Genomic DNA, 11,155 nt, shown 5'->3' with positions numbered 1-11,155 from the left:
GGCGAGCTGCGGCACGTCTTTCCAGCACCTCCTACGCCTGCCGAGCTGATGTTGCTCCTCACGCCGTAATCCTCAGTTCAAGTGCTTGCAGATGTTCTGGTGGTCCGGCATGTCCAGGCCGATGTCGAGGATCGGGGCGCTGTGCGTCAGCCAACCCATGGAGATGAGATCGACACCGGTCGCCGCAATCGCCGCCGCCGTTTTCGGCATCACCCGACCGGACGCCTCGGTGATCGTACGGCCATCCACTATAGAAACCGCGCGGGCAAGATCCTCGACCGACATATTGTCGAGCAGCACCGCGTCAACACCAATCGCGAGCGCTGCATCGAGCTGCTTCAGCGTGTCGACCTCGACCTCGACCTTCACCATATGCCCTGCTGCGGCGCGCGCCCGCTCTATTGCTGTGCGGATATCGCCGGCGATCGCGATGTGGTTGTCCTTTATGAGCACGCCGTCATCGAGGCCGAACCGGTGATTGGCACCGCCGCCGACGCGCACGGCGTATTTCTCCAATGCCCGCAGCCCGGGCGTCGTCTTTCGCGTCGATACAATCCTCGCCTTGTGACCGCGCACGGCCTCAACCATGGCCGCTGTGGCAGTGGCAATGCCGCTCAGCCGGCATAAGAAATTGAGGGCCGTGCGTTCGGCCGTGAGCAGGCCTCGTGCGGGTCCGGACAATCTTGCAATGGTTTCCCCGGCCCCAACCTCGCTGCCATCAGGGCGCCAGATCTGGATGTTGATCGCCGGTTCCACGAGAAGGAAGGCATACGAGACCAGATCGAGCCCGGCAACGACGCCCGCCTGCCTCGCTTTGAGCACCAACGTGGCAGTGCAATCATACGGGATAACCGCATCGGTGGTCAGGTCGCCGGATCTGCCCAGGTCTTCGAGGAGCGCAACGCGCACAATCGGTTCGATCAGGGTCGCGGGGAGGGGGGAGAATGAAGTCATATCAAGTGCTCCGTATGGTAGCCCGGCAATCGAGTGCGGCCGCGGCCCGCATTGCGCTGTGCAGTGTCAGCCGTGATGGGCGCACGTTGGCATCGTGGAGCGGGAAATCGGACCGACAGTGCGCGCCTCGACTCTCTTCCCGCCTCAGGGCCGCCGCGGCGATCATCAGTGAGACCAAAGCCGGACCAGAGGCAGCGACACTATTGGCTGCGATCGGCAGCAGGGTCGCCACCGCTTCGCGCATTGCCTCGCCGTCGCGGATGATACCCAGGGCGGCGGAGACAATCGGGCGGACCACGGAAGCGTCTGGTCGTGGAGGGACGAATGTGGAGCATCTGCGCGGTCGCCGGGTATACGACGTGCCGGCAACGCTTTCGGCAACCCAGCTCGCGGTGACCGCCGCTTCGGTGAGCGAGTTGCTGGCCAGGCGGTTGGCGCCGTGCAGGCCGGTACAGGCCACCTCACCGCAGGCCCACAATCCCTCGATGGAGCTGCGGCCGGCGCTGTCTACGGCGACGCCGCCCATGTGATAATGTGCCGCCGGGCGCACCGGGATCAGGTCGGTCGCGGGGTCGATTCCTGCGCTCCGGCACAATTCGGCGATGCCTGGAAAACGCTTGCCAAATCTCGGGCCGAGACTTTGCCGTGCGTCCAGGAATACGCGGCGTCCAACGGCAAGCTGGTGCCAAATGGCGCGCGCTACGACGTCGCGAGGCGCAAGTTCACCGCCAGGTGTGTCGGCGAGGAAGCGCTCTCCTCGCTCATCGATGAGCACCGCGCCTTCGCCACGCACGGCTTCGCTCACCAGCGGCATCGGCCGGCGCGGACCGTCGAGCGCAGTTGGATGGAACTGTATGAATTCCAAGTCGGCGAGTTCCGCCCCCGCCCATGCGGCGAGCGCCAGCCCGTGACCCCATGAGCCAGCGGGGTTTGTCGTGTCGCAAAACAGCCCGCCGACGCCGCCGGTCGCCAGCACCGCGCGACGCGTGGGCAGAGCGAGCGCGCCGGCTCGTCCTGCTGCGACCACGGCGATGACCGACCCGTCCTGCACGACCAGCCGGCGGACCTCCACATTTTCGATAATGGTGATCGAGGCTGTACGCCGAACCGCGGCGACGAGCGCGCGCACCAACTCGCGACCGGTGGCGTCGCCGGCTGCATGCACAATTCGCCGTCGCGAGTGTGCCGCCTCGAGCCCAAGTCGCAACGCGCGGTCAGGGTGCTGGTCGAAGTCGACGCCGAACCTTTGGATCGTCCTAATCGCTTCGGGTGCAGCTCGTACCACTCGCCGCACCGTGGCCTCATCGCAGAGTCCGTCGCCGGCAGCTATCGTGTCGCAAAGGTGAAAATCTGGGCCGTCGTCGCCCCCGAGACTTGCCGCAAGACCGCCCTGGGCAAGTTCACTGCAGGCTCCGGTTCCAAGCGGCGCGTTGGTCAAAAGCACGACCGGTTCCGGCGCCAGATGAAGCGCCGTCATCAGGCCGGCAATGCCGCCGCCGATGACGACCGGCGCCCCGGCGATGTCGCGAACCTCCAGACTCATAGGGAAAGCATGCGCTCGACCGCGCGGCGGGCGGGGCCGGCAATTTCGGGATCAATCCGGACCTCATGCCGGTTCTGCTCGAGTGCGGCGCGAATGTTGGCCAGGTTGATGCGCTTCATGTGCGGGCACAGATTGCATGGGCGAACGAACTCGACGTCGGGATGCGCGACCGCGACGTTGTCGCTCATCGAACATTCGGTCAGAAGGACGACACGCGTCGGTTTCTCACGCTCGACATAATCCGACATCGCCGCGGTCGAGCCGGAGAACTCCGCCTCCGCGACAACGTCTGGTGGGCATTCTGGATGGGCCAGCACGATGACGCCTGGATGGGCATCGCGCAGTTCCCGGATGTCTGCTGCGGTGAAGCGCTCATGCACCTCGCAATGGCCTTTCCAGGCGATGATCTCGACGTCTGTATCGGCTGCCACGTTCCTCGCCAGATATTCGTCCGGGAGCATCAGCACACGCGCCACGCCAAGCGATTCCACCACCGCCTTGGCGTTGCCGGACGTGCAGCAGATGTCGGACTCCGCTTTTACGGCGGCGGAAGTGTTGACGTAAGTAACAACGGGGACCCCCGGATACCGCAGCCGCATTAGCCGCACGTCGTTTGCCGTGATCGATTCGGCCAGCGAGCAGCCGGCGCGGAGATCCGGGATGAGCACGGTCTTGTTCGGATTGAGCAGTTTTGCCGTCTCGGCCATGAAATGAACGCCGGCAACCACGATGATGTCGGCGTCGACCGTCACCGCCTTGTGGGCCAACGCCAGGCTGTCGCCGACGATGTCTGCCACGCAATGAAAAATTTCGGGCGTCTGGTAATTGTGCGCCAGCACCACCGCATTGCGCTCACGCTTCAGCGCTAAGATGGCTTCAATATCGCCGGCGAACGCGAGCCATTCAACGGGTGGGATCACCCGCCGGACACGCTCATACAGGGACGCAGCCATAGGTAACGCCCCAGTCATTGGCGCCTCGATTATATTCGGTTTGACAATAAGGGAATATATCTACCTTGACTATAAGTATGTCAAGCCCGCGCCAGCGGTAATTTTGTCCCGGCGATAGCCCTGTCGTCGAGGACGGCATGCCGGAAGCGATAAAGCTTCGCCGGTCGGCCGCCCGTGTCGAGGGAGGTCTCCCCGGTCTCCTCAACAAGTTCCTGCTGCTCGACCAATCTCCGGAAGTTCGGCTTGTTGATCAGCCTGCCAGCCAAAGCTTCCACGGTTCGCTGCAGTTGCAGCAGCGTGAAGGAAGGCCGCATAAGCTCGAACACGACCGGCCGGTATTTGATCTTCGAACGCAGCCGCGCGATCCCGGTTGCCAGAATACGACGGTGGTCAGCGACCATTGGTTTGCCAGCCGCGGCCGCAATCGCGTCCCTGCCGCCACCGGCCTCCTCAATCAGACCAGCTTCATAGAGCAACTCGTAGCGTTGGAGCGTGAGTTCCTCGTTCCAATGGCGGTCGTCGAAGCCGAAGGCTATCGCAGCGCGCTGCCGGCGCTCGCGTTGAGTGGTCGGCTCGCTGGCGCCGCCGGCCCACTCAATCAGGCGGGGCCGCAATCTATCGAGCAGCACAGGCGGCGTGCCGAAGCGGTGGTCCTCCCAGGGAAAATATTCGTACCAACTTTGCCAGCCGCACGCGGCCGAGTTCGTTGCCTGTTCCTTCCTGGTCAATGCGAGATAGCTGATTGAGATGACGCGCTGGTGGCGCTCAGTGCCGATGCGATCGCGATCGGCGAAGGTGTAGAGTTGCTCGATGTATCCAAGTGCATGGCCGGTCTGCTGCTCCACCCACCCCCTCAAACCCGACTGCAGTGATCGATGCTCAAGGGCAAAAGGTCCAGAAGGGAGGGTGTCCGCATGACCGACTGTGAGGACACAGGGCTCACTGTCGTTTACGGCGACCACGACGGCAGTCAGGTCCACTTTGGCTTCGTCAGCTTTGACGGCGGCTTTGCCTTTCTTGGTTCTTCTTGTCTGAGGATCCATGTTTGCGAAAGCGGGTTGGCCCAACGGAGCGCCTTAATCGATTGAATGTAACCTTGGAAGCCAGCACGTCAACACCAGAGTACTCAAGCGCTGTTTTTAGCTCTTCGCAGTCGCACAAAAATATGCCAAACGCGACACCCGCTGTTGGTAACGTAAGGGAAGGGGCCTCGGTTGAGCGCGGCTGGTGAGATAAAAGGGATGACTCCTCCAGATATTCGATCGCGAAAAGGCCAGACGCCACTTGTATGCTTGACGGCCTACACCACGCCGGTCGCGAGGCTGCTCGATCGCCACTGCGACATCGTTCTTGTCGGCGACAGCGTCGGCATGGTGCTGCACGGCCTGTCGTCGACGCTGGGGGTCACGCTCGACATGATGATCATGCACGGACAGGCCGTTCGCCGCGGCCTTGAACACGCGCTGATGGTCGTCGACCTGCCCTTCGGTTCCTACGAGGAAAGCCCAGAGCACGCTTTCGGCAACGCTGCGCGCGTGATGGGTGAGACCGGTTGTTCAGCGGTAAAGATCGAGGGCGGCGAGACCATCTCGGAAACCATCCGCTTCCTTACCGCGCGCGGCGTACCTGTCATGGCCCATGTGGGCCTGACGCCGCAGGCGGTAAACACGTTTGGAGGCTATCGTGTGCAGGGCCGGGGAGCCGATGCAGAGCGGATCAGGCGCGACGCCAGGGCGGTAACCGAAGCGGGCGCCTTCTCCTTGGTGCTGGAAAAGATACCGGAGCAGCTTGCACGGCAGATAACCGCCGATATCGACATACCCACAATCGGCATCGGTGCCTCGCCAGCTTGCGACGGCCAGATTCTGGTGAGCCACGATATGCTCGGGCTCTTCACCTCATTTCGGCCGAAGTTCGTCAAACGCTATGCCGAGCTCGGTGAGCAGGCTGAGGCGGCAATCGCCGCTTACGCCACCGATGTGCGGAACCGGCACTTTCCGGCGGTCGAACATCTCTATGTCAACGCCTTGAAGGCCGGTGACTTCACATGAGCGTGCCGATCGCTCGAACCGTGAGCGAGCTGCGCGGCGTCGTTGCGCAATGGCGTCGCTCGGGTGCCACGATCGGTATTGTGCCGACCATGGGAGCCTTGCACGACGGGCATCTGAGCCTCGTGCGGAAGGCGCTCGAAAGGGCCGAGCGGGTGATCGTGACGCTGTTCGTAAACCCCAAGCAGTTCAACAGCCCCGCCGACCTGATTGCCTACCCTCGGACGGAAAGCGACGATGCTGCCAAGCTCGCTCTGCTGGGCACGCATCTGCTCTATGTGCCGGACACAGAGGAAATGTACCAGGTGGGCTTCGCCACGGCCGTTTCAGTGTCCGGCATCAGCGAATGCCTTTGCGGCGCATTCCGGCCCGGCCATTTCAATGGCGTGGCGACGGTCGTGGCCAAGCTCTTCCTGCAGGCCGGCGCTGACTTCGCCTTTTTTGGCGAAAAGGATTTTCAGCAACTTCAGCTTGTCAGGCGCTTGGTCCGGGATCTCGACATTCCGATCACTATTGTGCCCTGTCCGACAGTCCGCGAAGCCGATGGTCTTGCGCTATCGTCGCGTAACGTGCGGCTCTCCCCAGCCCAACGCGCCATTGCCCCAAAACTAGCATCGGTCCTGCTCGATACGGCCGAGCGGCTTGCACGCGGCTCCCCCATCCTGCCTACGCTTGATGAAGCGCGTGCAGCAATTCTGGCTGCCGGCTATCGCGAGCTCGAATACCTGGAGCTGCGCGGAGAAACAGACCTGCAATCGTTAGCAAGCCTTGACCGACCGGCACGCTTGCTTGCTGCGGCTTGGCTTGGCGACACGCGGCTCATCGATAACGTCGCAATATCACCCATCGGTAGTTGGTCAGGTGGGCGGAGCTCTCTCCAATCGGAAGCAGCACAGCAATTGCGGTGATGACGGCGGCGCGTCGTATGCCCTGCAGGGACAGGCCATCATTTAGAACCACGTCTCCGTCGGCTTCCAGCAACCTCCGCGAGGTACGCTAAGCGCAGATGCATCGCGTATTTGAAACCTTGGTCGAGCAACTCTCTGCAAGCGTCGATGCCGTCGATCTCCATGAGGCAATGGCGTCCGCCGCAGCCGGGTTCGACTTTCCGCTCTTCGCTTATTTCACCTACCCATCCGCTTCCGGCGACAGGCCGCGATTGATCTCGAATTATCCATCATCATGGACATCACATTACCTGCAACAGCGCTACCACAGCGTGGATCCCGTGATCCTGCGGGGACTGCGGGGCTGGGATACCTTCGACTGGGGTGTGGACCGCGATCACCGTTATTTGCCGACCTCTCAGCAGGAAGTCCTGGAAAAAGCAGCTGAGTTCGGCATTCGCGGCGGACTGACCATGTCGATGCATGATCATCGCGGCCGGTTCGCCGCACTGACCTTCGCCTCCAACGAGGCGCATCCGCCATTTCTGAGGTCGCTGACGCGCTACGAAAAAGCAATGCAACTGGTTGCGATCAACGTTCATATCCATGCCCGGCGCAGGCTCGCCGAAGATTGCGTGGTAGATGGCATAACGCTCACCCGGCGGGAGTTCGAGTGCCTGAAATGGGCGGCGTGCGGCAAGTCGGCCTGGGATATCAGCCAGATTCTCGGTGTCTCGAAACGCACCGTGACCTTCCATCAGGAAAACGCCAAGGCGAAGCTTGGCGTGCGAACCATCAACCAGGCCGTAGTGCGGATGGCTGCTCGGGCGAGATCCTGATCCTCTCCAAGTCTAGCTGTAAAGGTCTACAGGCTGCATTCATGACGGCTTTGCCCTTCGATTGCGTGGACACATCCCGCACGGAGACGACAATGATGCAGCTGATAACACCCGACTGCTACGCCGAGTTTGCGAGCGAACTCAAGGAAATGCACGGACTTAGGTATCGGGTTTTCAAGAAGCGGCTCGATTGGGAAGTGCAGACCGAAGGCGAAATGGAAACGGACCCGTTTGACAGCCTGAACCCCGTCTACCTGCTTCTCAAGGGGTCCGATTGGCGAACTTGCGGCTGCGTCCGCCTTTTGCCGACCACCGGACCGACAATGTTGCGCGATACGTTTCCGACGCTGCTGGATGAGATGGTGGTCCCTGCGAGTGCCGATATCTGGGAGAGTAGTCGTTTCGCGCTCGATCTCCCTGCGACAGCGCCGAAGGCAGCTGGCGGCCTGGCCCAAGCAACCTACGAGCTCTTCGCGGGGATCATCGAATTCGGCTTGGCCAACAATCTCTCCGGGATCGTAACGGTGACAGATACGCGCATCGAAAGGATCCTTCGTCTCGCCACCTGGCCGTTGTCACGTATCGGACAGCCCAAGCAGGTCGGCAACACCGAGGCAGTCGCCGGCTTCCTCGATATTTCCTACGCCAGTCTCTTGCGCATCCGCTGGAGGGGACGCCTCAACGGGCCGGTGTTGTGGCAACCAGTTCTCATCCAATCGGCATAGCGCCTGCGGATGCTCAGCCGTGACTTGAGTTAAGTCTGCTCACGGCCGCCACCGCCGCCGTGAGGGTGAGCGGACCCGCCCCCACGAGCTTTCGACTGTTCCGGTCGATTGGCTCGCGCGGCCGGACTTTGGATTTCCGTAGGCGCAACCCGCAGTCCAGCGTGAGCACGCCAAAATGGCGCCCCTCCGCTTCGTCCAAAGAAGCCAACGTGGCTTCTGAGGTCGTCTTAGAATATTGGACCGGCCGCCGTGAGCGATCGCAACCTCAAACCTTTGCCGGTATGCCGGTTTGGCCGGACCGTCGGCCAGTCGGAGCAGTCCCCTGATAAGGACCCGAGCTGACGCGCGGTCCAACAGCGCCCGAGCCTATGCTTTGTGCATTACCGTTCGGTTGGCCATGTCGTCCAAGACCGCATGAAGAAGGCTTCCAACCTCCTGCGCAGCGAGCTCTGGCGCAATTCCTACATCGGACAATTGAATGAGCATTTTCTTGGCAGCACAGCGCCAGAACGCACTCGCCGCCTCGCCGTTCTTGGTCTCGAGGGCCTGGGCGATACTTTCGACCAATATACGTCGCCGATGCAGCGGAAATACGCAAATGTTTGATTCATGCATCAATCACCTCACAGATTCAGTTCCACAAAGAAAAACACCGGCGTCTTCAAAAGAGCCCCGCTAGCGCGGTGACGGTTCGCGGCGACATGACGAGTTCCACTTCCCCATCGACAAGCTATTGGGAGATGAGCCGCCGGACCGCATATCCGGGACCGCACATAAGGTGAACCACCATTGCTCATCCGGCTGCATTTTCCTGGGCCGTTCGACGAGGCGTTCCAGCCGAATTGACGTCCAATGACTTGATCTCTGAAAGGGCAGGGCGGTACGAATCACCCGATTGTTCCGCTGCTTACATTCCTGCGAGCTTGTGTATGAACGATTAAAGCGTGCCCGAGCCGTTCTTGGTGGCCGCCGCAGAAGGGAATCATGTCATCCGCTGCCTATCGTAGGCGGCGCGACTTCTAGCATGACTGCACTGCCCCGACAGGGCTTTGCAATCGCGCGTTTCGAAGCCTATGCTTTGGCATCGGCCGGCATTTACTTCGGTGCAGCCGACAGTAAGACGTACGCGCTCTTGCCCCGTTGGAAGAGAGCCTTGCCCGATCCCTCTTTCGCGACCAGGTGCTGAAGCCCTCACCCCGCAGGACTTCGCGCTTTTGCGACCATCGCTGCATCACGTCGAACCGGGCATCAAGGACCAGTTGGAGGTCGCGCATCAGCCGATCAAGAACGTATATTTTCCCGAGAGGGGCATCGCGTCGGTGGTCGCCACCATGACCGGCGGGCGGCAAGGTGAAGTCGGCATTGTCGGCTATGACGGGATGAAAGGAATTGCCGTCATTCTCGGAAAGGAAAGCACTACCTGGCGCCTGCCGGTTGAAAACCTTCGCCCTGCGATTAGCCCGTCGCTTCGCACCTCAGTGCTGGATTATGCCCACGCGTTCCTCGTCCAATCATGCCGGACGGCACTGGTCAATGGCCACTCCAAGATCGAAGAACGGCTGGCCCGCTGGCAGCTGATGGTCCACGACCGTGCGGAAGGAGATAAGATCCTCCCGACGCATGAATTTCTGGCGACCATGCTCGCGCCCACCGCCCGGGGTCACCACGGCCCTGCAAATGCTTGAGTATCGAGGACTGGTGCACGCCAAGCGCGGCGAGATCACGATCATCGACCGTGCCGGATTGATAAAGCTCACACATGGCGCTTATGACAAGGAGGAGCAGCGTTATTTCGGCCTGGCCGCTGCCTGAAGCATGTCGGTTGAAACGGGTTCAGCCGACGTCTCCTTGCCCCTCACCAGGTCGCCCAAAAGCATCAGCGGTTTTGAACGAATCGCAGCTATTGTCCGCAATCGGACATAGGCTTGAAGGCGGTCGAATTCGTGCCATAAGTCGGGTTGGTCAGGGTTCAGGGAGGAATTCGTCATGACCAATTCGTTTCACACCGTCACCGTCGAAAAAGCCGCAGAAGCCTATGTCCTTTCCAGGGGAAGGGTCCGCTTTCTCTCCATGGCGCAGGCGATCCGCGCCATCCGAACACTAATGCCGGCATGCAAGGCCACCGACCGCGAGTTGGAGGAACTGTTGGCGGCCGCTTCCTTCGTTCATGGCGTGCCCGTCGCCTTCGACACAAAAACAGCCGATGGTGTAGAACCACGGCTGCATTCCTAAGAGGGCATGCCGCGCCATGCAGACTGTCAGAGGGCATTCGTCAGATGGTAGTCCGCTAACTTAACTGCAGAGTCTAAAGGACGTGTTCCAGCATTGCGAACTCACCGATCGCTTTGTTGCCAAAGCTGCCAGCAAGCGATCGCCTCATCCAGCCGTTTGCACCATCTCATCACAGACATCATCGCGATGCTACCTGTCCAGCATATGTCCAGCATTTCGCAAGGCGGCCAGAAGGAGCCTCGCATAGCCTGTGACATCGATCTGGGCCTGCATCGAAAGGGGCATGCTGGTCCAGTTCTCCAACGGTGCAATGAAAGGTGAGAAGGTGCCATTGACTAGGCAACAACAGCTAACAAGGCCCTCTCGGTCCAATGCCACCACACCGATCTTGTCGCCTGGATATCCAATGGCTGCGACTCGCTGGACCTCCAGGTCACCGTCCACCCGCACGTCAAAAAGAAGGCTACCACGGCTCCTCGTGGCTATCTCAGCCGCCTTCTCATCAAAGCTTGAAGAGAGCAAGCGGACGCTTTCCACCGCCATCTGGAAAATCACCAAATCCAGTTCATTCACGGCCATATGGGCATTTCCGCGCAACGGGTGGTGATTGCAATGACACATACTGCTTGTTCACAGATGTCGGTCACGAACGATCATTCGTCGGGTTCCGGTTCCGACCAACGGTGTCGCCACCTGATCGTGCTGCGGTTCGAACCTTCCGAACGCGAGCCGAGCGCGCTATGAGGTTGGAGTCTAGGTCTCGGACCCTGCCTCGCGGCCTTCTCATCTTTGGCAGACCCGTTGCAACGCCGCCGCGATGGCGCAAACGCCAGATGACGCTGATCCATGTCGACGACGGTCGAAAACCGCTGATAAACAACGACAAGAGCTGAAGCGCTGGAGAGAGCAAAGGCGGTCGCCCGCGCGCTCTTCAACTAGCGCTGTAGCGGGCGACCGCCTTTGCGGCGTGGTGC

Annotated in this window: 12 protein-coding genes; 6 read left to right on the top strand and 6 right to left on the bottom strand. The window is 61.0% G+C overall.

All coding sequences use genetic code 11. The annotated features are described in order from the left end of the window. Positions 1 to 72: 72 nt before the first annotated feature. The 4 genes from nadC to EN786_RS32350 form a co-directional block, all read right to left on the bottom strand. Positions 73 to 954, bottom strand: a complete 882-nt coding sequence (nadC, locus tag EN786_RS32365; RefSeq protein WP_024505570.1) for a carboxylating nicotinate-nucleotide diphosphorylase — start codon at positions 952 to 954, stop codon at positions 73 to 75. A 1-nt stretch (position 955) separates the two neighbouring features. Further along, positions 956 to 2,497, bottom strand: a complete 1,542-nt coding sequence (locus EN786_RS32360; protein WP_024505569.1) for an L-aspartate oxidase — start codon at positions 2,495 to 2,497, stop codon at positions 956 to 958. Further along, positions 2,494 to 3,468 (bottom strand): quinolinate synthase NadA, encoded by a 975-nt coding sequence (gene nadA, locus EN786_RS32355; RefSeq protein WP_126063925.1) that lies wholly within the window; start codon positions 3,466 to 3,468, stop codon positions 2,494 to 2,496. The genes EN786_RS32360 and nadA overlap by 4 nt, the downstream gene beginning before the upstream one ends. A 62-nt stretch (positions 3,469 to 3,530) precedes the next feature. Next, entirely contained in the window at positions 3,531 to 4,493 is a 963-nt protein-coding gene (locus EN786_RS32350) for a hypothetical protein (protein WP_126063926.1), read from the bottom strand. 171 nt (positions 4,494 to 4,664) lie between these two features. Between EN786_RS32350 and panB the strand changes: the two genes are divergently transcribed. From panB to EN786_RS32330, 4 genes are all read left to right on the top strand, one after another. Next, positions 4,665 to 5,501 carry a 3-methyl-2-oxobutanoate hydroxymethyltransferase gene (panB, locus tag EN786_RS32345; protein WP_126063927.1) on the top strand — a complete coding sequence of 279 codons (837 nt, stop codon included), beginning with the start codon at positions 4,665 to 4,667 and terminating at the stop codon, positions 5,499 to 5,501. Beyond that, positions 5,498 to 6,406 carry a pantoate--beta-alanine ligase gene (gene panC / locus EN786_RS32340; RefSeq protein WP_024505565.1) on the top strand — a complete coding sequence of 303 codons (909 nt, stop codon included), beginning with the start codon at positions 5,498 to 5,500 and terminating at the stop codon, positions 6,404 to 6,406. Before panB ends, panC begins: the two co-directional genes overlap by 4 nt. Before the next feature lie 98 nt (positions 6,407 to 6,504). After that, complete coding sequence (locus tag EN786_RS32335; protein ID WP_126057768.1) at positions 6,505 to 7,224, top strand: LuxR family transcriptional regulator; 720 nt, start codon at positions 6,505 to 6,507, stop codon at positions 7,222 to 7,224. Positions 7,225 to 7,316: 92 nt separating this feature from the next. Continuing rightward, the gene (locus EN786_RS32330; protein WP_126057769.1) at positions 7,317 to 7,949 is read left to right on the top strand and encodes an acyl-homoserine-lactone synthase; all 633 of its coding nucleotides are present in this window, start codon (positions 7,317 to 7,319) and stop codon (positions 7,947 to 7,949) included. 366 nt (positions 7,950 to 8,315) lie between these two features. On the opposite strand, the gene EN786_RS38945 is transcribed toward EN786_RS32330, so the two are convergent. Beyond that, positions 8,316 to 8,564, bottom strand: a complete 249-nt coding sequence (locus tag EN786_RS38945; RefSeq protein WP_063169245.1) for a DUF6074 family protein — start codon at positions 8,562 to 8,564, stop codon at positions 8,316 to 8,318. Between the two features lie 599 nt (positions 8,565 to 9,163). Between EN786_RS38945 and EN786_RS32320 the strand changes: the two genes are divergently transcribed. Next, on the top strand, positions 9,164 to 9,634 hold the full coding sequence (locus EN786_RS32320; protein WP_245454734.1) for a hypothetical protein: 471 nt from the start codon (positions 9,164 to 9,166) through the stop codon (positions 9,632 to 9,634). 301 nt (positions 9,635 to 9,935) lie between these two features. After that, on the top strand, positions 9,936 to 10,181 hold the full coding sequence (locus EN786_RS32315; protein ID WP_063169243.1) for a hypothetical protein: 246 nt from the start codon (positions 9,936 to 9,938) through the stop codon (positions 10,179 to 10,181). Between the two features lie 189 nt (positions 10,182 to 10,370). On the opposite strand, the gene EN786_RS32310 is transcribed toward EN786_RS32315, so the two are convergent. Next, a complete protein-coding gene (locus EN786_RS32310; protein WP_024505560.1) occupies positions 10,371 to 10,760 on the bottom strand; it encodes a hypothetical protein in 390 nt (129 codons plus the stop codon). Positions 10,761 to 11,155: the final 395 nt, after the last annotated feature.

The organism is Mesorhizobium sp. M4B.F.Ca.ET.143.01.1.1, assembly GCF_004792275.1.
GTDB lineage: Bacteria > Pseudomonadota > Alphaproteobacteria > Rhizobiales > Rhizobiaceae > Mesorhizobium > Mesorhizobium abyssinicae.
The sequence above is the reverse complement of the archived record's forward strand: the minus strand, read 5'-3'. Positions and strand labels throughout refer to the sequence as shown.

Coding starts and splice junctions, on each gene's coding strand:
- nadC (WP_024505570.1), bottom strand. CDS start 954: ATGACTTCATTCTCCCCCCTCCCCGCGACCCTGATCGAACCGATTGTG.
- EN786_RS32360 (WP_024505569.1), bottom strand. CDS start 2,497: ATGAGTCTGGAGGTTCGCGACATCGCCGGGGCGCCGGTCGTCATCGGC.
- nadA (WP_126063925.1), bottom strand. CDS start 3,468: ATGACTGGGGCGTTACCTATGGCTGCGTCCCTGTATGAGCGTGTCCGG.
- EN786_RS32350 (WP_126063926.1), bottom strand. CDS start 4,493: ATGGATCCTCAGACAAGAAGAACCAAGAAAGGCAAAGCCGCCGTCAAA.
- panC (WP_024505565.1), top strand. CDS start 5,498: ATGAGCGTGCCGATCGCTCGAACCGTGAGCGAGCTGCGCGGCGTCGTT.
- EN786_RS32335 (WP_126057768.1), top strand. CDS start 6,505: ATGCATCGCGTATTTGAAACCTTGGTCGAGCAACTCTCTGCAAGCGTC.
- EN786_RS32330 (WP_126057769.1), top strand. CDS start 7,317: ATGATGCAGCTGATAACACCCGACTGCTACGCCGAGTTTGCGAGCGAA.
- EN786_RS38945 (WP_063169245.1), bottom strand. CDS start 8,564: ATGCATGAATCAAACATTTGCGTATTTCCGCTGCATCGGCGACGTATA.
- EN786_RS32315 (WP_063169243.1), top strand. CDS start 9,936: ATGACCAATTCGTTTCACACCGTCACCGTCGAAAAAGCCGCAGAAGCC.
- EN786_RS32310 (WP_024505560.1), bottom strand. CDS start 10,760: ATGGCCGTGAATGAACTGGATTTGGTGATTTTCCAGATGGCGGTGGAA.